Below are 21,481 nucleotides of genomic sequence, written 5' to 3'. Positions count from 1 at the left end.
ATTACCCTCGTTTCCAGCGTGTACCTTGACGCGTATCTTCCAATACGATATTCAAGCTCAATAAATGGTCACGAATTTCGTCAGAACGTGCAAAATCACGGTTTTTACGCGCTGCATTCCGCTCTTCAATTAACGCCTCTATTTCTTCATCAAGCAGCTCTTCTTCCGCTTTTAACACAATCCCTAAAACATCACCAAGTCGGTCAAATGTTGTAAGGAATTTTTGTAAAACCTCTTGCTCTGTATTACTTTCAGCTACATAAATATTTGCTAAACGAGCTAATTCAAATAAAGCCGTAATCGCATTGGCTGTATTAAAATCATCATTCATTGCATCCTCAAACTGCTGCTGGATTGCCGCAATTTGCGTTAGCCACCCTTCAGCATTGTTTACTAAATTAGCCGCTCGCGCAAGGCGATGCTCTACATTGTTATACGCTGTGCGAATTCGCTCTAAGCCTGTGCGTGCTGCCTCAACTAAATCTTGTGCAAAGTTGATTGGCTGGCGGTAGTGTACAGATAACATAAAGAAGCGTAGCACTTGCGGATCGATTTGCTGGCGAATATCATGCACTAATACAAAATTCCCTAATGACTTCGACATTTTTTCATTATCGATATTAATATAGCCATTATGCATCCAATAACGCGCAAATGTTTTTCCTGTATGCGCCTCTGATTGTGCAATTTCATTTTCATGGTGCGGGAATGTCAAATCTTGACCGCCTGCGTGGATATCAATTGTATCACCTAAATGCTCACGTGCCATTACAGAGCACTCGATATGCCAGCCCGGTCGACCATCTCCCCAAGGACTAGCCCAGAAAATTTCATTCGGCTTTACTGCTTTCCAAAGGGCGAAATCAAGCGGGTCTTCCTTTTTCTCTCCCGCTTCGATACGCGCACCAACCTTTAGGTCATCAATGGATTGGTGTGATAATTTACCATAACCATCAAATTTACGCGTTCGATAGTAAACGTCTCCTGCTGATTCATATGCATAGCCCTTATCAATTAATACTTGGATAAATGCAATAATATCATTCATATGCTCCGTTACGCGTGGATGCACATCTGCTTTACGGCAACCTAGTGCTGTAATATCGTCGAAATATGCCCCGATAAAACGCTCCGTCAGTTCAAATACTTCTTCACCTAGCTCATTAGCCGCTTTAATAATTTTGTCATCAACATCTGTAAAATTAGATACGAATTTCACTTCGTAGCCTGCATATTGAAAATAGCGACGCACTGTATCATACACAATAACAGGACGTGAGTTCCCGATATGAATATAGTTATAAACAGTCGGTCCGCACACGTACATTTTTACCTTGCCCTCTTCTAATGGCACAAATGTTTCCTTTTGTCGTGTTAATGAGTTGAAAATCGAAATGCTCATCTTTTTCTCTCCTTTTCATCATTCTCCAAGCCCTCTTGACATCGCCATTTACGCAAATGCCTAGCGTTTATAATTATCAATACAAAAAACGTCTCCGCCACAAAATTGTGACAGAGACGCATAATTAGCGTGGTTCCACTCTGCTTGAAAGGGTCAAATCAACTATGCTTCGGTCAGATTTCTTGAATTTCGCTAGGGAAATTTTTTCGCAATCTGTCAAAAGCGTTGTTTTGATTCAGCGATGCTAAAATCAAGATTAGTCCACTTTCCGCTTTAAAGTCCTTTTAACGATGGACGACTCCGGCTTGCCTACTTTCCGTTTCAGCGAAGCGCTCAAAGGTGCATTTCCGTGTTGCCTAGGCTCAGACTACTTTCAGCCGGTGGTAGTCCTCTCTTGTCGAGCATGCGCGACGTACTTCTCCTTATCAAAGCTTTCATATATAGTAGCTTTATTGTACAGAAATTAGTAAAAAAATCAAACATTTAATTCGCGTACTTTTCTACGCGAGCAATAACTTTCTCTTTACCAATTAATGCAATAGCATTCGGTAGCTCTGGGCCATGTGTTTGACCAGTTGTTACTACACGAATTGGCATAAATAAATTTTTCCCTTTATGACCTGTTTCTTTTTGTACAGCTTTAATCGCAGCCTTAATTGATTCTGCATCAAACGACGCTAGCGACTCTAATTGTGCCTTAAATGATGTCATTACTTCAGGTACCTGCTCACCCGCTAACACCTCTGTAGCTTCTGCATCATAGTCGATTTCATCTTTAAAGAATTGCGCAGAAAGCTCGACAATTTCAGCTCCAAAGCTCATTTGGTCGTGATATAAACCAATTAATTCAGAAGCCCAAGCAGCTTGCTCTTCATTTAGTTCCATAGGTAAAAGATTCGCTTTTTGTAAATGCGGTAATGCCAATGCGACAACTTCTTTACGATCTAGCTTTTTAATATATTGATTATTCATCCACGTAAGCTTCGTTTTATCAAACATAGAAGGTGATTTAGATAAACGTTTTTCATCAAATAGCTCGATAAATTGCGCTTTCGTGAAAATCTCCTCTTCCCCTTCTGGAGACCAGCCTAGCAGTGCAAAGAAATTGAACATTGCCTCTGGTAAGTAACCTAAATCTTTATATTGCGCTACGAATTGAATAATTGATTCATCACGTTTCGAGAGCTTTTTACGCTCGTCATTAACGATTAATGTCATATGCCCGTACTGTGGATATTCCCAATCAAAGGCTTCAAAAATCATCATTTGTTTCGGTGTATTTGATAAATGTTCCTCACCACGGAAGACGTGTGAAATTTCCATGAAGTGGTCATCTAATACGACCGCATAGTTATATGTTGGAATACCGTTTGCTTTTACTAGCACCCAATCGCCGATATCCTTTGATTCAAAAATAACCTCACCGCGCACTAAGTCTGTAAACTTGTACGTTGTGTCTGCTGGTACGCGCATACGTATCGTATAAGCTTCTCCAGCCGCTTCCTTCTTCGCTACTTCATCCGCTGTTAAATGACGGCATTTACCATCATATGTCGGCGCAGCAACACCATTTGCTTTTTGTGCCTCACGTGATGCCTCGAGCTCCTCTGATGTACAAAAACATTTATATGCTTTTCCTTCGGCCAGTAGACGCTCCGCATGCTCTTTATAAATATCAAGGCGCTCCATTTGGCGATATGGTGCATACGGTCCGCCGATATCGATTGATTCATCAGGTATAATTCCTAGCCAGCGCAGGTTGTCGAGCTGAGATGCTTCCCCGCCCTCCACATTACGCTCGATATCCGTATCTTCAATACGCACGATAAATTTACCATCATGGTGTTTGGCATATAAATAGTTAAATAATGCTGTACGCGCTCCGCCAATATGTAAAAAACCCGTTGGCGATGGCGCATAGCGAACACGAACTTGTTTCGTCATAAAAAAACCTCCTGAATTTTAACGGATTTCCGACCGTTTTCAACTTTGTCCATTTTACCACTGTCCTTATACAATTAAAAGTATAGGAGTAAAAAAGCAAAGCACTCATTATAAACGACCAAGCGATGAATATAAAACAGCTTTTTAAATCATGACCTACACTCTAAAAAGCAATAATAGCTGTTCAAAAAGTTGCATGTTAAACCACTTTTCAAACAGCCACCCATTATTGTTTTTTAATTAACAAAATCGTAGCTAAAGCTGCAATTCCTTCCTCCCGACCAACAAAGCCTAACTTTTCTGTCGTCGTCGCCTTTACATTCACTTGTGATGCGTCTGCATTTAACAGCTCCGCAATTCGATTACGCATAGGTTCAATATAAGGTGCCATTTTCGGACGCTGTGCCATAATTGTTGCATCTACATTCCCTAACACATAGCCTTTCTCCTCGACAATCTTCCAAATATACTGTAGCAATTTTGCCGAATCAGCGTCCTTCCACTCAGGGTCTGTATCCGGAAAGTGACGTCCGATATCTCCCTCACCAATTGCGCCAAGTGCCGCATCCGTAATCGTATGTAATAATACGTCTGCATCAGAATGCCCTAAAAGACCGCGTTCATGTGGAATTTCAATCCCGCCTAAAATTAATTTGCGCCCCTCCGCAAATGCATGTACATCATAGCCTTGCCCTACTCGAAACATATTCATCTTCCTTTAATTTTTATTTATTCTACTATTTAAGGTGACCCAAAGTCATCACATAAAAGCTTCTGTTCTATTCCCTATCATACCAAAATTTGCGCTGAAATAGGGAAGAGACCGTCTAAAAAATCATTTTGAGACGGTCCCTTTGTGACGAATAACCATAAGAGCACATGTTTTTGTGCCTGTCGCCTCGCTTTTGGCACAAAAAAATTTATCTAAAATTTTTAAATATGATACTCAATGTTTTTCATTTGACTATTACTAATATTTGGAGATGGTTGTGAATTATAAACACGAGAATACGGTGGGACAGAATGCGTTAGCCAAATATTACTTCCTAGCACCGAATCATGACCGATTGTCGTTTCTCCACCTAAAATCGTCGCACCCGCATAAATGACTACATTATCCTCAATATTCGGATGGCGCTTAATTCCTTTAATTGGATTTCCATTCGCATCAAGCGGGAAGCTTAACGCTCCCAACGTCACACCTTGATAAATTTTCACATTGTTGCCAATTGTACATGTTTCTCCAATAACAACCCCTGTACCATGGTCAATAAAAAATGACTCGCCTATCGATGCCCCCGGGTGAATATCAATACCCGTTAAACGATGCGCATACTCTGACATAATACGTGGCACAATTTGCACACCCATCTCATACAGCTCATGCGCAATGCGATGAGTAAACACTGCTACAATTGATGGATAGCTTAGCAAAATCTCCTCTGTTGAAAGTGCCGCTGGGTCTCCGTTGTAGGCAGCTTGAATATCCGTTTGCAGCATTTTGCGAATTGTTGGGAACCTAGCAATTAAATTCATCACAATTTTGTCCGCCTGCTCACGGCAATACGTCCCACAATTTGCTGGGTCGCTATCTTCCATATTATAAATCAACACTTTTTCTATAATATCACGCAAATCTAATGCTGCCTCACGCAATTTATTACTACTCACAATATTAATGCGCATCTCATCAATTGGTGGCGTTGTGTAAATGCCCGGAAATAATACTTCATGAAAGTTATCTAAAATTTTATAGATTTGATCACGTCCGATAAAGCCTATAGAATTTTCAATATCAACATACTGCTTATTTATATCATTTAAAGAGCTCGTAATTGCTGGTATTTTTTCATTCAACCATTCATTTAAGTTCATAACAACAAAACACCCCTTCAATTTTTAGTCTATTCTCTGATTAATCATATATCAATACTCGTGTTTTTATAAGGGTACAAAAGATTGTCGCGCTTTGCAAGCACAGAAGTTTACTAACGTATAATCATTTTAATTTCCCGCACTATATTGCACTTGGACCCGACTTTTCTTTTCTGAAATTTCATGCTATGATGAAGTCACTCGATAATGATAATCGTTATCAACGGAGAAATTAATATCATCTTTTAGGTTTTAAATACTTTTTAGGGATGTGGAAATATAGTGCAAAATGTATATGATGTAACAATTATTGGCGGCGGTCCCGCAGGTTTATATAGCGCTTTTTATAGTGGGTTGCGCGGCTTAAAAACAAAGCTTATCGAAAGTCAACAAGAATTAGGAGGGAAGGTACTGCTTTATCCCGAAAAGCTTATTTGGGATATTGGTGGCCATCCACCTGTACTTGGAGGGCAATTCGTTAAGCAATTAATTGAACAAGCAAAAACATTTGACCCAACAATCTTAACGAATACGAAAGTTGATTTGATAGAGCGACAGGATGATTTATTCATCGTTCATACTTCAATGGGTGAATGTCATTACTCTCGAACGATTCTTCTAGCAGTCGGTGGGGGCATTATTAATCCGCAAAAGCTCACATTAGAGGGCGCTGAAAAATATGAGATGGCAAACTTGCACTATACCGTGCAATCGTTTCAACGCTTTGTTGACAAAGAAGTTATTATTTCAGGTGGGGGCAATGCAGCCATTGATTGGGCAGTTGAGCTTAGCTCAATCGCGAAAAGTATCACGGTTGTGTACCGAAACGAAAAGCTATCGGCACATGAGGCAACAATACAAGAAGCAATTAATGCAGGTGTTAAAATTGAATGTAACACGTCCATTACAAAGCTCACTTCCAATGCTGACAAAACAGCTATCCAGTATGTAACATGTGAAAATTCAAAAACACAAGAAAACTCTATCCGCCAAATTGATGAAGTCATTATTAGTCATGGTTATAATCGTGAAGCATCATTGGATTTTGATGAAGCAATAGCTCTTCCAAAAAAGGATGACTATTATTTCGAAGGGAAGGCTACTGGAGAAACAGCACAGCCTGGCATTTTTGCAGCAGGTGACATTTTAGCATTTGAAGGCAAGGTCAATCTTCTGATTGGCACTTTCCAGGATGCAGCGAATGCCGTTAACTCCATTAAAACTTATTTAGAGCCTAGCGCGTACCGCTACGGGATGGTATCATCACATAATGAGCTGTTCAAAGAAAAAAATCGTTCCATTATCGAAAAACAATTATCGAAAGTGGGTAATTAAAAAGTGGCTAGGGAACTGTATGAAAACAGTCCTTAGCCACTTTAATTATTTTTGCAAAGCTCGTTTACGCAAAATTGCCTCACCAAATAGCAAGTCTTCCTGTGTTGTCATTTTCAGATTTTCATAACTACTTTCGACAATATGCACTTCATGTCCAAGTCGTTCTACTAGCATCGCTTCATCCGTACCTAAAAAGCCAATTTTTTCTGCTACATCCTCAGCCTCCGCTAGCAAATCGAAGCGAAATGCCTGCGGCGTCTGAATCATCCATAGACTATCACGCTCAACTGTCTCAGCAATCACTGTGCCACGCACCTTCTTCATCGTATCCTTCGCTCGCACACCCGCAATGGCTGCCCCTTTCTCATACGCCACCTTTGCCAATTGCGCAATAATTTCTTGGGTAATAAATGGGCGTGCAGCATCATGCACAAGGACAATCTCTACTTGCTCCATTGCCTTCAAGCATGAGTGCACAGAGTGCTGTCGCTCCTCACCGCCTGCAGGCAAACCTTTTACTTTCGTAATGCTATAGCGTGCAAGCAATTCTTCAATAAATGCTCGTTCCTCTGGCTTTACTGCAAGCCAAATGCCCGTACAATTACAATCCTGCTCAAATATTTCTAATGTGTGCATTAAAATGGGCTTTTCTAAAAGCGGCAAAAACAATTTGTTTTGCCCTGCGCCCATTCGCTTTCCACTGCCCGCAGCAGGCAATACTACTTCATATCGCATTTGCTCACTTCCTAACTTTCTTTTGGCTTAGCAAATATCATGCGCCCTGCCGATGTTTGTAACACGCTTGTAACGGTCACTGTAATTGCCTGCCCGATATAGCTGCGACCACCTTCTACAACAATCATCGTACCGTCATCTAAATAAGCAACCCCCTGATTATGCTCCTTGCCATCTTTAATAACAACGACTTGCATATCCTCCCCTGGAATAACAACAGGCTTCACTGCATTCGCTAAATCATTAATATTTAATACTTGCACGTTGTGTAACTCACATACTTTATTTAAGTTGAAATCATTCGTTAATATTTGTGCGCTGCGCTGCTTCGCTAAGCGCACTAGCTTCAAGTCGACTTCTTGAACCTCTTCAAAATCATCATCTACAATTAGCACTTGTGATGCTCGCTCATCCTGTAGTCGCTTTAAAATATCTAGACCTCTGCGACCTCGCGTGCGTTTTAATGTATCTGAAGAGTCAGCAATATGCTGCAATTCAGTTAACACAAATTGCGGCACAACTAACGCTCCCTCCACAAAGCCTGTGGCAGAAATATCTGCAATACGCCCATCGATAATAACGCTCGTATCTAATAACTTCGACATGGCCATATCATCCTGTACCGTAGTTTTTTTCTTCTGTATATTACTTTTAGGGGTAAATAGCTGCAATAGCTCCTCCCTCTGCTTAAAGCCAATGCGGAACCCTAAATAGCCGAGTATAATTGAGAAAAGAATCGGTAACACTTCTGGCACAACTGGTAGTGGGATACGCTCAATCGCAAAGCCGATAAAATACGCCACAATTAGCCCAACAATTAAGCCGAATGTTCCAAATAGCAAATCACCTATCGGCAATTTGAAAAGCACTTCCTCCATCCAAACAATTAAACGGACGCAATAATCAGATAATAAAAATGATAAAACAAATAGTAAACTAGCACCTAAAATAATCGAAACAATAGGATTGTCAAGCCACGGATTAGAAGATAAATGCATAAACTCGTATAATGGCGGTAAAAAAATAAAGCCTAACGCTCCCCCGATTAATAAAAAGGCAATTTGAATAACTCTCTTTAACATCACATCACATCCTCTCTTTGAGCATAATTATACATTGTTCCTCTTATTATTGCGATGAACAGCCCACTAATTTGCAAGAAATTTGATAGGACGTCCCAAAAACTGCACTTCACCTGCTTTTGGGACGTTTCATTCTTGTTTGGTTAAAATAAAGCTCCGTGTTTAAAAGCAAGTATCCCATTTAAAAAGATGATGAACACTAGACCTCGCAGCTTTCTTTACATTTTAAAATAAAAGAAGTAAAAAAAGCTGTCAGGAAATCAGACTTTCCTAACAGCCTTTACAGTCATTACAAATTATTAAAGCACAAACGCAAGCTATCACCTATCGTTTCGACACCAACGACTTGAATACCGGGTGGGAAGTCCCAGCCACCAATATTCGATGCTGGAATAAAAGCTCGTTGAAAGCCTAGCTTTGCTGCCTCCTGCACACGCTGCTCGATACGTGAAACTCGACGTACCTCCCCCGTCAAACCAACCTCTCCGATAAAGCAATCTGTAGCGCGAACAGCCTCATCTTTAAAGCTCGAAACAATCGATGTCAAAACAGCTAAATCAATCGCTGGCTCATCTAGCTTCACACCGCCCGCTACCTTAATATAAGCATCTTGTGCCTGCAACATCATACCCATGCGTTTTTCTAGTACTGCCATTAATAGCTGCACACGGTTTTGATCTACGCCCGTTGCCATTCGTTTTGGGTAATTAAAGCTTGTAGGTGTGACAAGTGATTGAATTTCCACTAAAATAGGGCGCGTCCCTTCCATCGATGCAACGATAGTCGAGCCCGCTACACCTTGTGAACGCTCCTGTAAAAATAATTCAGATGGATTCAATACTTCCTTTAGACCACCGTGCAACATTTCAAAAATAGCAATCTCATTGGTTGAGCCAAAGCGGTTTTTTTGGCTACGCAAAATACGGTGATTATGATGGCGCTCTCCTTCAAAATAAAGCACCGTATCCACCATATGCTCTAAAAGGCGGGGACCAGCAATTTGCCCCTCCTTCGTCACATGTCCCACAAGAAAAATCGCAATATTTTTCGTTTTCGCAATGCGCATTAGCTCCGCTGTACACTCACGCACTTGCGAAACACTTCCCGGCGCACTCGTCACCTCTGGATGGTGCACTGTTTGAATCGAATCGACAATGACAAACTTCGGTTGCACCTCTTCGATTGTTTGATGCAAAAACTCTAAATTCGTTTCAGAATATATATATAGCTCCTGTGACTTTACCCCTAAACGCTCTGCGCGCAGCTTTGTCTGGCGAATCGATTCCTCCCCAGAAATATAAAGCACCCGCTGCCCACGATTGGAAAGTAGCGCGGACACCTGAAGCAATAAAGTCGACTTTCCAATGCCCGGGTCTCCCCCAATTAACACAAGCGAGCCCGCAACAATACCGCCCCCCAGCACACGGTTCAATTCCGTCATCTCGGTAACAATGCGTGCTTCCTCCACCGTTTCCACAGTCATTATCGGCACAGCCTTTTGCGTTGTTGCACTAGAATGCTGGAAGGCTCCGCGAGGTCCCTTGACAATAACCTCCACTTCCTCCACCATTGTGTTCCACTGCCCACAGCCCGGACAGCGCCCCATCCACTTCGCCGATTCGTAGCCACATGCATTACATATAAATTTTGTCTTCTTTTTTGCCATGATACCTCCGATGTTTTTAGCTTTATTATAGCAAAGTAATAAAATACTGCCTATTCACGCAAGCCTCCCTCCAAAGTCTGTGACACCCGCCGCAAGTCTGGTCAACACGATGTTGGTCACTTAGTCGTGCCAGTAAGATGCGATAGTCTTAGACCAAGTTCCTTTTTATCAGCTTGTGTCCAGTCACCTAATAGAAGTTAAAAAGACAGCAGCTTTATCGCAAGCTACCGTCCAATTTCGTTATTTTCTAATATGAAAATGTTTTACTTGCTCCACTGCCTCTAATAATTTACGTGTGACGATTTCAGATTCGTCAATATGGTTTGTTAATACACGATTCGTGTCATCAAATAGAGATGTTGTCATTTTGAATTTATCCATTACATCTTCATTTGAGGTTTTTTGCTCTTTCATATAGCCTAATAGTTCATCAATGCCTGTTTGGACATTCGTAATCATATGCAGTAAACTTTCAATTTGCGCAGATGTTGCTGCACTCTTTTCGATGCCATTCGTCACTAGCTGCATATTATTTTTATTGTCTTCATAGGCTTGGGCAATTTGCTCTTCGATTTTCTTTGTTAAGTTTGCGATGTCTTCGGTGCTTGTTTTCGTGTTTTCTGCTAATTTCCTTACTTCCTCGGCAACGACAGAAAAGCCTTTTCCATGTTCCCCGGCTCTCGCAGCCTCAATTGAAGCATTTAGAGCGAGCAGGTTCGTCTGATTTGAAATCTCTCCAATCACATTAACAATTTCCGCAATTTGCTTAGAACGCTCACTTAAATCGCTCATGCTTGAAGAGGTTTTTTGCGATTGCTCACCTAATAAATCAATTAGCTGCTCCACTTCATGTACTGCCTGCTTACTCTCAACTGACAATGTCGCCATTTGGTCAGAGGCAGAAATTAAAATATTCCCTTTACTCAATGCATTTTCTGCAATATGGTTTGATTTGATTGTACTATTTTCAACTTTATTAAACTCATCTAAAATTTCTCCAACCATTTCACCTAGTACAACATGCTGATTGTTTACTTTATCATGTTGTTCAATTGTCGAAATCATTTCCTTATGTAACTCATTTAAAAAAATTTGAAACTCGTGATCCTTTTTATCAAGCTGCGCATTTAGTTCATCAATTTTTGTTTTAAATTGCTCGATATCCTCTTTTTTTGATTGAAATATCGTAAACATAGTCCTATCACCCCATATTATCAATTGCGCCTCGGCTCTAGATTTTTTTCAGCTTACGAAGGAAATTTCCTCAAAATTCGTGATGTTCGCCGGAGACTTTATTTTGCCTTCCCATTCATTTTACTGATTTTCTAAAGTTTAATAAACCATTTTGTCATCGATTACACTTTCCGAACAGGTCTAAAGTCACAATTCGCACACAATCATTGGAAATGCGAACGCAAAAAACTTAGCATTGCGAAAAAGCACGAGAAATCAAGGTGATTTCTCGTGCTTCTATCAATTACGCCTCAGCGCAATTGTGTCCAGATTTTTTATGCTATTTAACGGAAGTTAACCTAAAACCTTCACGTCCTGTGACATCCGCCAGAGGCTTTAGCCCAACACGATGTTGGTCACTCAGTCGTTATCTTAGGATGCAATGTTCTTAGACTGAGTCCCTATGCTTCAGCGAGTGTTTGCGCACTAGCTAAAATCAGTCTAATGCTTGCATTCATCTCACCAATTACAGTGGTGGGAGATTTCCGCTGAAAGACGTTAAATTAAGCCTCCACAGCATTTTCCTTGGCACGTACAACGAACTCATCATTGACATAATCGAAAACAATTTTGCCGCCTGTCAATACTGTGCCTTTTAATAGCTCCTCGGATAGGCGATCTTCCACATGTTTTTGTAGTGCGCGACGTAATGGGCGGGCACCATATTGTGGGTCGTAGCCTTCCTCTGCGATTTTTGCAAGCGCAGCGTCTGTCAGCTCTAGCTCGATGTTTTGCTCTTGTAGACGCTTCGTTAAAGATGCTGCCATTAATGAAATGATTTCTGTTAAGTGTTCTTTTTCTAATGAATGGAATACAATCATTTCGTCAATACGATTTAAGAACTCTGGACGGAATGCTTTTTTCAGCTCATCCAGCATTGTGCCCTTCATATCTTTATGTCTAGACGCTGAGTTGCCAACACTGAAGCCTAGATTTTTTTGGAATTTCAACGCATCCGCACCTACGTTTGATGTCATAATGACAACTGTGTTGCGGAAGTCAACGAGACGTCCTTTCGAATCCGTTAAACGCCCATCTTCCAACACTTGTAATAAAATATTGAATACATCTGGATGTGCCTTCTCAATTTCATCAAGTAGCACGACAGAATATGGTTTACGACGCACTTTCTCCGTAAGCTGACCGCCTTCATCGAAGCCTACATAGCCTGGAGGTGCACCAACTAAACGAGAAGTCGCATGTTTCTCCATATACTCAGACATATCAATGCGAATCATCGCATCCTCGTCTCCAAACATTACTTCTGCTAATGCGCGGGCAAGCTCTGTTTTACCTACCCCTGTAGGGCCGAGGAAAATAAATGAGCCGATTGGACGCTTCGGATCTTTTAAGCCTGCACGAGCGCGACGAATGGCACGTGAAATAGCTTCAACTGCTTCTCCTTGACCAACCACTCGCTTATGCAGCTCTTCCTCTAAATTTAACAGCTTTGCAGACTCCTCCTGCGCAATTTTATTTACAGGAATTCCTGTCCACATTGACACAACTTCAGCAATATCTTCCACCGTTACTTGAGATTCCGCCTTACCTTGAGATTCCTTCCATTCCTTCGTTGTTTGCTCTAATTCCTCTTTTAACTTTTGCTCAGAGTCGCGTAAAGCAGCAGCTTTTTCAAACTCTTGGCTTGATACAGCAGCATTTTTCTCAGAGCGTACGCTTTCTAAACGTTCCTCTAACTCCTTTAAGTTTGGCGGTACGATAAATGAGCGTAAACGCACCTTTGAGCCTGCCTCGTCGATTAAGTCAATTGCTTTATCAGGTAGGAAGCGGTCTGAAATATAGCGGTCCGATAATTTCGCTGCCGCATCCACTGCCTCATCTGTGATTTTCACTCGGTGATGCGCCTCATAACGGTCACGTAAGCCGTAAATAATTTGAATCGTTTCATCAACAGACGGTTCATCAACTTGAATCGGCTGGAAGCGTCGCTCTAAAGCAGCATCTTTTTCAATGTATTTACGATACTCATCTAATGTTGTCGCACCAATACATTGTAATTCGCCGCGCGCTAAAGATGGTTTTAAAATATTCGAAGCGTCGATTGCCCCTTCTGCTCCACCTGCACCAATTAATGTATGCAATTCATCAATGAATAAAATAATATTGCCTGCTTGGCGAATTTCATCCATTACTTTTTTCAAGCGATCCTCAAATTCACCACGGTATTTTGTGCCTGCCACGACAGTTCCCATATCAAGTGTCATAACGCGTTTGTCGCGTAAAGTTTCCGGTACTTCGTTGTTAACGATTTGCTGTGCTAAACCTTCTGCAATCGCCGTCTTACCTACACCTGGTTCGCCGATTAACACTGGGTTATTCTTTGTACGTCGTGATAATACTTCAACGACACGTGTAATTTCTTTCGAACGACCGATAACTGGGTCTAATGAGCCTTCACGTGCAATGGCAGTTAAATCGCGTGCTAAGCCGTCTAAAGTTGGTGTGCTCGCAGTCGGACTTGCCGCGCCGCCTCCAGCCTGATTTGCATCGTTATTGCCCAGTAATAGTAGCACTTGTTGACGCGCTTTATTTAAGCTCACATCCGCATTAGCTAAGACGCGTGCGGCTACTCCTTCCCCTTCTCGAATCAACGCTAATAAAATATGCTCTGTGCCAATATAAGAATGACCTAATTTACGTGATTCATCAACAGATAATTCAATTACCTTTTTAGCTCGTGGCGTATAGCTCACTGTTAAGCCTACTTTTTCAGTTCCCTTCCCTACGAGCTCTTCAATACCTGCTTCAATCGTTTGAGGGCTAACACCAATTGCTTCTAGCGCTTTTGCTGCGATGCCACCGCCTTCACGTACGAGACCAAGTAAAATATGCTCTGTGCCAATCGCATCGTGATTTAAACGAATAGCTTCTTCCTGCGCTAATTGTAAAACCTTTTGTGCACGTTGCGTAAATCGATTAAACATCATATGTTTCCTCTCCTTTTTCTCCTGTAGTTAAACTATCTTTACCCAATTTCCTCTGAATATATTGTGCTCGATATATATCACGGTCTACCGCATCGAGCATTGTACCTGCATATTGTTGAACAAAGCCTGGTTGAATTAGCATCACACATTCATTTAAGCTGTTTGGTGAGATTCCTTCAATTAACTTCAAGTCAACACCTAATCGCACACTTGATAGGCAGGATGCCGCCTCTTCACTCGTTAATACACGAGCATAGCGTAACGTTCCTAATGCACGATTAACGCGGTCATCCAATGTCACTCGCGCTCGCTCAAGTAATTTTTGACGAGCAGCGCGCTCTTTCCCGATAATTTGTTCAACAACCTTTTGCAGCTCCTCTAAAATTTCACGCTCTGACTTACCAAGCGTTACTTGGTTAGATATTTGATAAATATTACCCAAATTTTCGCTGCCCTCTCCATATATACCACGCACAACCATCCCTAAACGTGTCATCATTTGGATGAGGACATTCATTTGCTTAGACATTGTTAATGCTGGTAAATGCATCATAATGGATGCCCGTAAACCTGTACCTACATTTGTTGGACAACTCGTTAAATAACCAAACTGCTCATCATATGCATAGCTCACTTGCTTACCTAAGCGATTATCTAGCTTACTCGCCTGTTCATACGTCTCCATCAACTGCAAGCCCGGGCTCAAAACTTGAATGCGTAAGTGGTCCTCCTCGTTAACCATTACACTTGTCGATTCATCTAATGATAAAAGGACCGCCCCTGATTCTTTATGCTTTGCTAAATAAGGGCTAATTAAATGCTTTTCTACTAACAATTGACGCTCTAATTGTGATAAGTCCGCCATTCGAAAATAAGAAAAATTTAATTGCTCTTGTGGTGTGAGCAATGCCTTCATAAGCTTTTCCTGTACGTCATTTGCTTCTTGCTGTGAAAAGCTAAGCGGAAAGCGTGTATTGGCGATATTTCTAGCAAGTCGAATACGAGTCGTCATGACAATATCTGAATGCTCACCATATTCGGCGATGCACTTAGGCGCATGTTTTAAAAAATGCTCGATATTCATACGTCTACACCTCCAGCATCAAGCTTTTGCTGAATTAATTTTATTTCGTCACGCATTTTAGCAGCGTCCTCAAAGCGCTCTTCCTCAATTGCTCGCTGCATTTGCTGACGGATGCCCTCTACTTTTTGCTTGAGCTGCTCCATACTAATGACTACTGATTTCCCTGTATGTGATGTACCTGCCTGTAAACGGCTAAGCACGGGGGGCAACTGCTCCCGGAATGTATCATAGCACTCAGCGCAGCCAAACTTCCCTTGCTTTAAAAATTGGCGATATGTGAAGCCGCATGACGGACATGTGCTTGGTGTGGTCTTTTTTTCCTCTGCTTGCGTGCTTTTCCACATCGGTACACCAAACCAATTTGAAATAAGCTGATGCAGGCTGACAGGTTCCTCCTGTATATCTGTCTGGAACGGATGGAATTTGGATGCACAATGCTCGCAATAATGCTTTGCGACCGCTTGCCCATTTTGTACTTTTGTCACCGTGACAGTTGCGTGTCTCTGTTTACAATGTTCACAAATCATGCTAATCACCTACCTATTTATTATCGTATTTCAACGTAATAAGCATCGCCTTTACTATATATGCACGAACTTGGTCACGTAGTGGTAACGGCAATGCTAATGTGGAACGGTCGACTGCTGCTAATATCAACTTGGCTTCTCGTTTCGTAATAATTTCTTCGTCTATTAAACGATATACCATATGCTCAACTGCCTGTTGCGTTACCGCTTCTCCAGCCTGCTCCATCATATTGTCAATAAGTGCTGCTTTAGAGTGAATCTCAACACGTAAAATACGAATATAGCCCCCGCCGCCACGCTTACTTTCTACTAAATAACCTCGTTCCGCTGTAAACCTTGTATTAATAACGTAATTGATTTGAGACGGAACGCATTGAAATTTATCTGCAAGCTCACTGCGTTTTATTTCAATATGCTCTTGCCCACTTAATTCGAGAACTTGTTTTAAATAACCTTCAATTATATCAGATATATTCCGCACGATTGTCTCTCACCTCAATTCCATAACTGACTTTGACTATCTTTGACTTAATTATAAAAACAGCGAAATCGAAATGCAATTAAAAGACCTTACAATGTAAAAATTCAATTAAGAAGGACAAAATTAGCACAAAAAAAGCAAAACCTCTACATTCGAAGTTTTGCCATTTTTTATACTTTTAAAACTTATACCCAGCGTCCGACAATTGGATACTCCCATGTTGTTTCGTTGACCGCTTTGATAATACCGATAATCGGCACCACAAATAGCATTATAGAGAAGATAATTAAGAATGGAATACCAATTAATATCCAAGATAAAAATGCAGAAATTGTAATAAGCACCCACATCACACCTTGGAATAATAATGCCTGTATCGATAAACGCTTCACTTCACTATCTGTACTAATTAAGAAAAATAAAATAGGTACTAACACAGGTGCAAAAAATGCACTTGCATGAATAATTACTTTTGACCATTTGTCTTCCATAATGTATCAACCTCTCATTTTAAAAAGTTTGTACTTTATATACGGTAGAACATCATTGAAAGTTTCATTTTTTTAAGTTCCTAATTAATAAGGTCCTGTATCATCTGGATTATCTCCAGCCTGTGGGAAAAGGAAATAGGAAATAACAGCCGCGAAAAAGACAGCTCCTACAATAATCAAAAATTTGTGCAATGAAGGCACATCTTCAAATCTATTAAATAGCATCATTGTGGATGAAACTCCGACAACAGCTGTAAGTGGAACGACATACTTTAAACGTCCCTTATGAAATTTCATTGTTCGTTACTCCTTCATTAGTTGATACATTTAATTTTACCTTGTAGCTTCTAAAAAAACAAATCGAATCACGTATATACTTCCGATAAGAGATTGCAAAACTCGTATTTAAAATAGTACAATAGGAACGTTATGTTTTTTATTTTTTAAGATAGAGGAACTACATAAATTATGGGATGGAGAAAATAATGGCGAATTGGTTTACAAAAAAGACTACGGAACAATCAACTTTTTTCGAAACAGCAAAGTATATACAACAAGTTCAACTAGATGTTAATAATTACCCTGATTTAGCGAAACAACTACAATTGCTTAAATTGACAACAGAGGACTTAGCTATTTTGAAGCAGCTTCAACCATTTGCCAAAGATTTAGTCCCTATAATGGTCGAGCAATTTTATGGAGCAATTAGCTTACAATCCAATTTAGTAGCAATCATTCAAGAAAATTCGCATATCGACCGCCTAAAAGGCACATTAACTAAGCATTTAAACGATATTTTCGATAGTAAAATTAATACAGCCTATATAGAAGAGCGCAAAGTTATTGCACATGTACATGTGCGAATTGGCTTGAAATCGAAATGGTATATAGCATCCTTCCAATCATTAATGTCAACATTTATCGAATTTATTAATGATTTAGATTTATCAAAAAGGGAGTGTATTAGAGCTATTAATGCCTTCTCTAAAGTAATTAACTTTGAGCAGCAGCTTGTTATTGAAGCTTATGAAAACGAAGAGGAGCGCATCCGTCTAGAGCTCGAGGCATCTAAGCACGCATTGATTAATACACTGCAAGACACTTCGCGTGAACTAAGTTATACGAGTGAGGAAACATCTGCGTCACTCCAAACAATTTCTCATCAAGCAGGTGGCATTAGCTCTGCTACTGAGCAAGGCCTGGCTTTTGTTGCAGAAACAGAAGAGAAATCAAATTTAGGAAGAAGTCACCTAGAAACGCAAACACGTTTAATGGATACTATTTTAACAGGGGTAGAAACTTTAGAAGCCTCCATGGCTGCCCTACGTACATCTTCACAAAAGATTTCAGAAATTGTTGGTCTTGTGACAGGTATAGCAGACCAAACAAACCTGCTGGCATTAAACGCTTCCATTGAGGCTGCACGTGCAGGTGAACACGGGAAAGGCTTTGCGGTTGTGGCAGACGAGGTCAGAAAGCTGGCGGAAGAAACAAAAACGGCTGTCCAAAATGTAGCACACTTAATTAAAGAAACAGAAAACAACATTTTAAGCATGGCTAATTCTGTACAAGATGTAGACTCACAAGTGCAGCAAACTGTCGAAACACAGCAAAACCTTGCCGCATCATTTACTTCAATTACTGAGGCCGTATCTGGTATTAAACAGCAGTATATGAATACTACAGATGATATTCGTACAATTTCAAACTTAATTGCAGAGTTAACACAAGCGTCTACAATCGTTGCTACATCCTCCGATGAATTATTGCAAATCGTGACGCAAATTAATAAGTTAGAAGATTGATTGGGAGCGTCCAAAAATCCGTGCGGTTGCCGGCGTTTTGGACGCTTTCGTTGTTGTTTTAGCAAAACATTTGTTCATCAATATAGAGAGAGCTTTCTTTGAAAATAAAAAAACACTAAGTTTAGCGGTACTTCCTCTAAACGAGAAGAAAAAATGAAAATTTCCTTTTCCAACAGCTTCCTTTAATATTGCAGTGCACGTTTTGCTTTACGGTATTCCCTACGTTTCGGTGCAGTTTCAAACAACCGTTTTTCCGTTTCTGTCTCGGGATAAACGGCAGGCACCTCCCTTGGTTTCCCTTCAGCATCAATGGCTACCATTGTTACGAAGGATTCCGTCGTTAAACGCTCCTCACGTGTTTTTAAATTACGGGTTACAACGCGCACATAAATTTCCATCGATGTACGTCCTGTCGATGTCACCAAACCTTCTAACTCTAATACATCCCCTACATAGGCAGGCGAAACAAAATCAACCGAATCGATAGAGGCTGTGACAACTTCCCCCTTTGCATGTGTCATCGCTGCAATTGCAGCAATTTCGTCAATATAAGCCAATACACGTCCCCCAAAAATTGAGCCATGATGGTTCGTATCTGGTGGAAGCACAAGACGTGCTTGAATTGTACGCGAATAGCTCATTGGTACTGCATTTCCCATGTACAACCTCTCCTTCAAGAGCAATCTTCTTTTTATGTTACATCCCAACACGTGGAAATTCAAATGTTTTGCGATAATAAAGACCGATTCGAAAATTCGAATCGGTCTTTATATTAATGCCCTATATTCAATTGTTGCTGCTCATCCTGTGTAAAAATACGCGACCTTGTCAGGAAGCGCTTGCCTTCCACACCTTCCAATGAAAACATGCCGCCCCTCCCATCGACTACATCGATAATGAGCTGTGTATGCTTCCAATAATCATATTGATTTTTATGAATATAAAACGGCGCGCTACCAATCTCGCCAAGTAATATATCTTGGTCCCCTAGTAACAAATCCCCTTGCGGATAGCACATCGGGGAAGAGCCATCACAGCAGCCTCCAGATTGGTGGAACATGACAGGTCCATGGCGGTCAACTAATAAATTGATTAAATCGAGTGCTGCATCTGTCGCGATTACACGCTCAACCATTTTTTAGCACCTCCTCTAAATTAGAAGAAACCTGCACGATTTGGATCATAGCTTACTAATAAATTTTTCGTTTGCTGATAGTGACTTAACATCATTTTATGTGTTTCTCGTCCGATACCAGACATCTTATAGCCACCGAATGCCGCATGTGCAGGGTATTGGTGGTAGCAGTTTGTCCAAACACGACCAGCCTGTATACCACGTCCGAAGCGATAAGCTGTATTCATATCACGCGTCCAAATACCTGAGCCTAAACCATATAATGTATCATTCGCAATTTCAAGCGCTTCTTCTTTTGTTTTGAATGTCGTTACAGCGACAACAGGTCCAAAAATCTCTTCTTGGAAAATGCGCATTTTATTATCGCCTTTGAAAACAGTCGGCTTAATATAGTATCCATCTGCAAAATCAGCATCCAATTGGTTACGTTCACCACCAATTAGACACTCTGCTCCCTCCTGCTTACCGATATCTAAGTAAGAAAGGATTTTTTCCATTTGCTCTGTAGAAGCTTGTGCTCCCATCATCGTATTTGGATCAAGCGGATTACCAGTTTTAATCGCCTCTACTCTCTTCAGCACGCGCTCCATAAACTGGTCATAAATGGATTCTTGAATAAGTGCGCGCGAAGGACATGTACATACTTCCCCCTGATTTAAGGCAAACATTACAAAGCCTTCTACCGCTTTATCTAAAAACTCATCATCATGCGCCATAACATCCTCAAAGAAAATATTCGGTGATTTACCACCTAGCTCAAGCGTTACAGGAATAATATTTTGTGATGCATACTGCATAATTAAGCGTCCTGTTGTCGTTTCACCTGTAAAGGCGATTTTCCCTATGCGCGGGCTCGATGCTAGTGGTTTACCAGCTTCTAAGCCGAAACCATTTACAATATTAACAACACCTGGTGGTAATAAATCTGCGATTAGCTCCATTAGCACTAAAATCGAGACAGGTGTTTGCTCTGCTGGTTTTAGCACAACGCAGTTTCCTGCCGCTAACGCAGGTGCAAGCTTCCATGTCGCCATTAAAATCGGGAAGTTCCATGGAATAATTTGTCCTACTACCCCAATCGGCTCGTGGAAATGATAAGCTACCGTATTATCATCAATTTGGCTGAGTGAGCCTTCTTGTGAACGGAGGACACCAGCAAAATAACGGAAATGGTCAATTGCCAACGGAATATCCGCATTTAAAGTTTCCCGTACTGCCTTCCCATTCTCCCAAGTTTCAGTTACAGCCAGCATTTCAAGATTGGCTTCCATACGGTCCGCAATTTTCAATAAAATATTGCTACGTTCTGTTGGTGAAGTACTGCCCCACGCATCTTTGGCATCATGTGCTGCATCGAGTGCAAGCTCAATATCCTCCTCTGTAGAGCGCGCCACTTGTGTGAACACTTTCCCTGTCACAGGTGTAGGATTATCAAAATATTGCCCTTTCGTAGGTGGCGTCCATTTCCCTCCAATATAATTGTCATAACGTTCCTTAAAATGAATCAATGCCCCTTCAGTGTTTGGAAATGCATATACCATTCAATTCTCTCCCCTTCGTTATGAATATTAGATCATACCCTATATGCTATGCTGTAACTTGTGCTAGTAGAAAGGTAGTCTTATATATTATATTGTCAGAAAAAGTGGAATATTTCAAATTTTATTACTCTCACTTTTCATCTTTCATTTTCGGTCCATTACATTAAAAGCAAGAAATACAGTCTCTCCTAATATTT

Annotated in this window: 19 protein-coding genes; 2 read left to right on the top strand and 17 right to left on the bottom strand. The window is 40.8% G+C overall.

Going from position 1 to position 21,481, the window contains the following annotated elements; all coding sequences use genetic code 11:
- Nucleotide 1: 1 nt before the first annotated feature.
- The 4 genes from cysS to epsC form a co-directional block, all read right to left on the bottom strand.
- The gene (cysS, locus tag MHH70_RS12040; RefSeq protein ID WP_107943497.1) at nucleotides 2–1,402 is read right to left on the bottom strand and encodes a cysteine--tRNA ligase; all 1,401 of its coding nucleotides are present in this window, start codon (nucleotides 1,400–1,402) and stop codon (nucleotides 2–4) included.
- Between the two features lie 483 nt (nucleotides 1,403–1,885).
- Nucleotides 1,886–3,346 carry a glutamate--tRNA ligase gene (gene gltX, locus MHH70_RS12035; RefSeq protein ID WP_342471590.1) on the bottom strand — a complete coding sequence of 487 codons (1,461 nt, stop codon included), beginning with the start codon at nucleotides 3,344–3,346 and terminating at the stop codon, nucleotides 1,886–1,888.
- Nucleotides 3,347–3,572: 226 nt separating this feature from the next.
- Nucleotides 3,573–4,052 (bottom strand): 2-C-methyl-D-erythritol 2,4-cyclodiphosphate synthase, encoded by a 480-nt coding sequence (gene ispF, locus MHH70_RS12030; protein WP_107943499.1) that lies wholly within the window; start codon nucleotides 4,050–4,052, stop codon nucleotides 3,573–3,575.
- A gap of 227 nt (nucleotides 4,053–4,279) precedes the next feature.
- On the bottom strand, nucleotides 4,280–5,221 hold the full coding sequence (epsC, locus tag MHH70_RS12025) for a serine O-acetyltransferase EpsC (RefSeq protein WP_066168776.1): 942 nt from the start codon (nucleotides 5,219–5,221) through the stop codon (nucleotides 4,280–4,282).
- Between the two features lie 282 nt (nucleotides 5,222–5,503).
- On the opposite strand from epsC, the gene MHH70_RS12020 reads away from it, so the two are divergent.
- Complete coding sequence (locus tag MHH70_RS12020; RefSeq protein WP_342471589.1) at nucleotides 5,504–6,556, top strand: NAD(P)/FAD-dependent oxidoreductase; 1,053 nt, start codon at nucleotides 5,504–5,506, stop codon at nucleotides 6,554–6,556.
- A gap of 45 nt (nucleotides 6,557–6,601) precedes the next feature.
- Here the strand turns inward: MHH70_RS12020 and ispD are convergent, their stop codons facing one another.
- The 10 genes from ispD to MHH70_RS11970 form a co-directional block, all read right to left on the bottom strand.
- Complete coding sequence (ispD, locus tag MHH70_RS12015) at nucleotides 6,602–7,291, bottom strand: 2-C-methyl-D-erythritol 4-phosphate cytidylyltransferase (protein ID WP_342471588.1); 690 nt, start codon at nucleotides 7,289–7,291, stop codon at nucleotides 6,602–6,604.
- 11 nt (nucleotides 7,292–7,302) lie between these two features.
- Entirely contained in the window at nucleotides 7,303–8,373 is a 1,071-nt protein-coding gene (locus tag MHH70_RS12010; RefSeq protein WP_066168766.1) for a PIN/TRAM domain-containing protein, read from the bottom strand.
- Between the two features lie 289 nt (nucleotides 8,374–8,662).
- A complete protein-coding gene (gene radA, locus MHH70_RS12005; RefSeq protein ID WP_107943502.1) occupies nucleotides 8,663–10,039 on the bottom strand; it encodes a DNA repair protein RadA in 1,377 nt (458 codons plus the stop codon).
- A gap of 240 nt (nucleotides 10,040–10,279) precedes the next feature.
- Complete coding sequence (locus MHH70_RS12000; protein ID WP_066168760.1) at nucleotides 10,280–11,233, bottom strand: methyl-accepting chemotaxis protein; 954 nt, start codon at nucleotides 11,231–11,233, stop codon at nucleotides 10,280–10,282.
- 542 nt (nucleotides 11,234–11,775) lie between these two features.
- A complete protein-coding gene (locus MHH70_RS11995) occupies nucleotides 11,776–14,220 on the bottom strand; it encodes an ATP-dependent Clp protease ATP-binding subunit (protein WP_066168757.1) in 2,445 nt (814 codons plus the stop codon).
- A complete protein-coding gene (locus tag MHH70_RS11990; RefSeq protein ID WP_107943503.1) occupies nucleotides 14,210–15,304 on the bottom strand; it encodes a protein arginine kinase in 1,095 nt (364 codons plus the stop codon). The genes MHH70_RS11995 and MHH70_RS11990 overlap by 11 nt, the downstream gene beginning before the upstream one ends.
- Nucleotides 15,301–15,831: a UvrB/UvrC motif-containing protein gene (locus MHH70_RS11985; protein ID WP_066168752.1), complete on the bottom strand. Its 531-nt coding sequence runs from the start codon at nucleotides 15,829–15,831 to the stop codon at nucleotides 15,301–15,303. The genes MHH70_RS11990 and MHH70_RS11985 overlap by 4 nt, the downstream gene beginning before the upstream one ends.
- A 13-nt stretch (nucleotides 15,832–15,844) precedes the next feature.
- Nucleotides 15,845–16,312 (bottom strand): CtsR family transcriptional regulator, encoded by a 468-nt coding sequence (locus MHH70_RS11980; protein ID WP_066168750.1) that lies wholly within the window; start codon nucleotides 16,310–16,312, stop codon nucleotides 15,845–15,847.
- 185 nt (nucleotides 16,313–16,497) lie between these two features.
- On the bottom strand, nucleotides 16,498–16,803 hold the full coding sequence (locus MHH70_RS11975) for a DUF4870 domain-containing protein (RefSeq protein ID WP_066168748.1): 306 nt from the start codon (nucleotides 16,801–16,803) through the stop codon (nucleotides 16,498–16,500).
- Between the two features lie 84 nt (nucleotides 16,804–16,887).
- On the bottom strand, nucleotides 16,888–17,100 hold the full coding sequence (locus MHH70_RS11970; RefSeq protein ID WP_066168745.1) for an acyltransferase: 213 nt from the start codon (nucleotides 17,098–17,100) through the stop codon (nucleotides 16,888–16,890).
- A gap of 188 nt (nucleotides 17,101–17,288) precedes the next feature.
- On the opposite strand from MHH70_RS11970, the gene MHH70_RS11965 reads away from it, so the two are divergent.
- On the top strand, nucleotides 17,289–18,608 hold the full coding sequence (locus tag MHH70_RS11965; protein ID WP_066168742.1) for a globin-coupled sensor protein: 1,320 nt from the start codon (nucleotides 17,289–17,291) through the stop codon (nucleotides 18,606–18,608).
- 182 nt (nucleotides 18,609–18,790) lie between these two features.
- Here the strand turns inward: MHH70_RS11965 and MHH70_RS11960 are convergent, their stop codons facing one another.
- The 3 genes from MHH70_RS11960 to adh form a co-directional block, all read right to left on the bottom strand.
- Nucleotides 18,791–19,267, bottom strand: coding sequence for an acyl-CoA thioesterase (locus MHH70_RS11960; protein ID WP_066168739.1), 477 nt, complete (start codon nucleotides 19,265–19,267; stop codon nucleotides 18,791–18,793).
- Nucleotides 19,268–19,380: 113 nt separating this feature from the next.
- On the bottom strand, nucleotides 19,381–19,743 hold the full coding sequence (locus MHH70_RS11955; RefSeq protein WP_066168736.1) for a DUF779 domain-containing protein: 363 nt from the start codon (nucleotides 19,741–19,743) through the stop codon (nucleotides 19,381–19,383).
- Nucleotides 19,744–19,763: 20 nt separating this feature from the next.
- Nucleotides 19,764–21,284 carry an aldehyde dehydrogenase gene (gene adh, locus MHH70_RS11950; RefSeq protein WP_066168732.1) on the bottom strand — a complete coding sequence of 507 codons (1,521 nt, stop codon included), beginning with the start codon at nucleotides 21,282–21,284 and terminating at the stop codon, nucleotides 19,764–19,766.
- Nucleotides 21,285–21,481: the final 197 nt, after the last annotated feature.

This window comes from Metasolibacillus sp. FSL H7-0170, from assembly GCF_038593115.1.
GTDB lineage: Bacteria > Bacillota > Bacilli > Bacillales_A > Planococcaceae > Metasolibacillus > Metasolibacillus fluoroglycofenilyticus.
The sequence above is the reverse complement of the archived record's forward strand: the minus strand, read 5'-3'. Positions and strand labels throughout refer to the sequence as shown.

Excerpts from the sequence above, each read along its gene's own strand:
- cysS (WP_107943497.1), bottom strand. The coding sequence starts at position 1,402 with ATGAGCATTTCGATTTTCAACTCATTAACACGACAAAAGGAAACATTT.
- gltX (WP_342471590.1), bottom strand. The coding sequence starts at position 3,346 with ATGACGAAACAAGTTCGTGTTCGCTATGCGCCATCGCCAACGGGTTTT.
- ispF (WP_107943499.1), bottom strand. The coding sequence starts at position 4,052 with ATGTTTCGAGTAGGGCAAGGCTATGATGTACATGCATTTGCGGAGGGG.
- epsC (WP_066168776.1), bottom strand. The coding sequence starts at position 5,221 with ATGAACTTAAATGAATGGTTGAATGAAAAAATACCAGCAATTACGAGC.
- ispD (WP_342471588.1), bottom strand. The coding sequence starts at position 7,291 with ATGCGATATGAAGTAGTATTGCCTGCTGCGGGCAGTGGAAAGCGAATG.
- MHH70_RS12010 (WP_066168766.1), bottom strand. The coding sequence starts at position 8,373 with ATGTTAAAGAGAGTTATTCAAATTGCCTTTTTATTAATCGGGGGAGCG.
- radA (WP_107943502.1), bottom strand. The coding sequence starts at position 10,039 with ATGGCAAAAAAGAAGACAAAATTTATATGTAATGCATGTGGCTACGAA.
- MHH70_RS12000 (WP_066168760.1), bottom strand. The coding sequence starts at position 11,233 with ATGTTTACGATATTTCAATCAAAAAAAGAGGATATCGAGCAATTTAAA.
- MHH70_RS11995 (WP_066168757.1), bottom strand. The coding sequence starts at position 14,220 with ATGATGTTTAATCGATTTACGCAACGTGCACAAAAGGTTTTACAATTA.
- MHH70_RS11990 (WP_107943503.1), bottom strand. The coding sequence starts at position 15,304 with ATGAATATCGAGCATTTTTTAAAACATGCGCCTAAGTGCATCGCCGAA.
- MHH70_RS11985 (WP_066168752.1), bottom strand. The coding sequence starts at position 15,831 with ATGATTTGTGAACATTGTAAACAGAGACACGCAACTGTCACGGTGACA.
- MHH70_RS11975 (WP_066168748.1), bottom strand. The coding sequence starts at position 16,803 with ATGGAAGACAAATGGTCAAAAGTAATTATTCATGCAAGTGCATTTTTT.
- MHH70_RS11970 (WP_066168745.1), bottom strand. The coding sequence starts at position 17,100 with ATGAAATTTCATAAGGGACGTTTAAAGTATGTCGTTCCACTTACAGCT.
- MHH70_RS11965 (WP_066168742.1), top strand. The coding sequence starts at position 17,289 with ATGGCGAATTGGTTTACAAAAAAGACTACGGAACAATCAACTTTTTTC.
- MHH70_RS11960 (WP_066168739.1), bottom strand. The coding sequence starts at position 19,267 with ATGGGAAATGCAGTACCAATGAGCTATTCGCGTACAATTCAAGCACGT.
- MHH70_RS11955 (WP_066168736.1), bottom strand. The coding sequence starts at position 19,743 with ATGGTTGAGCGTGTAATCGCGACAGATGCAGCACTCGATTTAATCAAT.
- adh (WP_066168732.1), bottom strand. The coding sequence starts at position 21,284 with ATGGTATATGCATTTCCAAACACTGAAGGGGCATTGATTCATTTTAAG.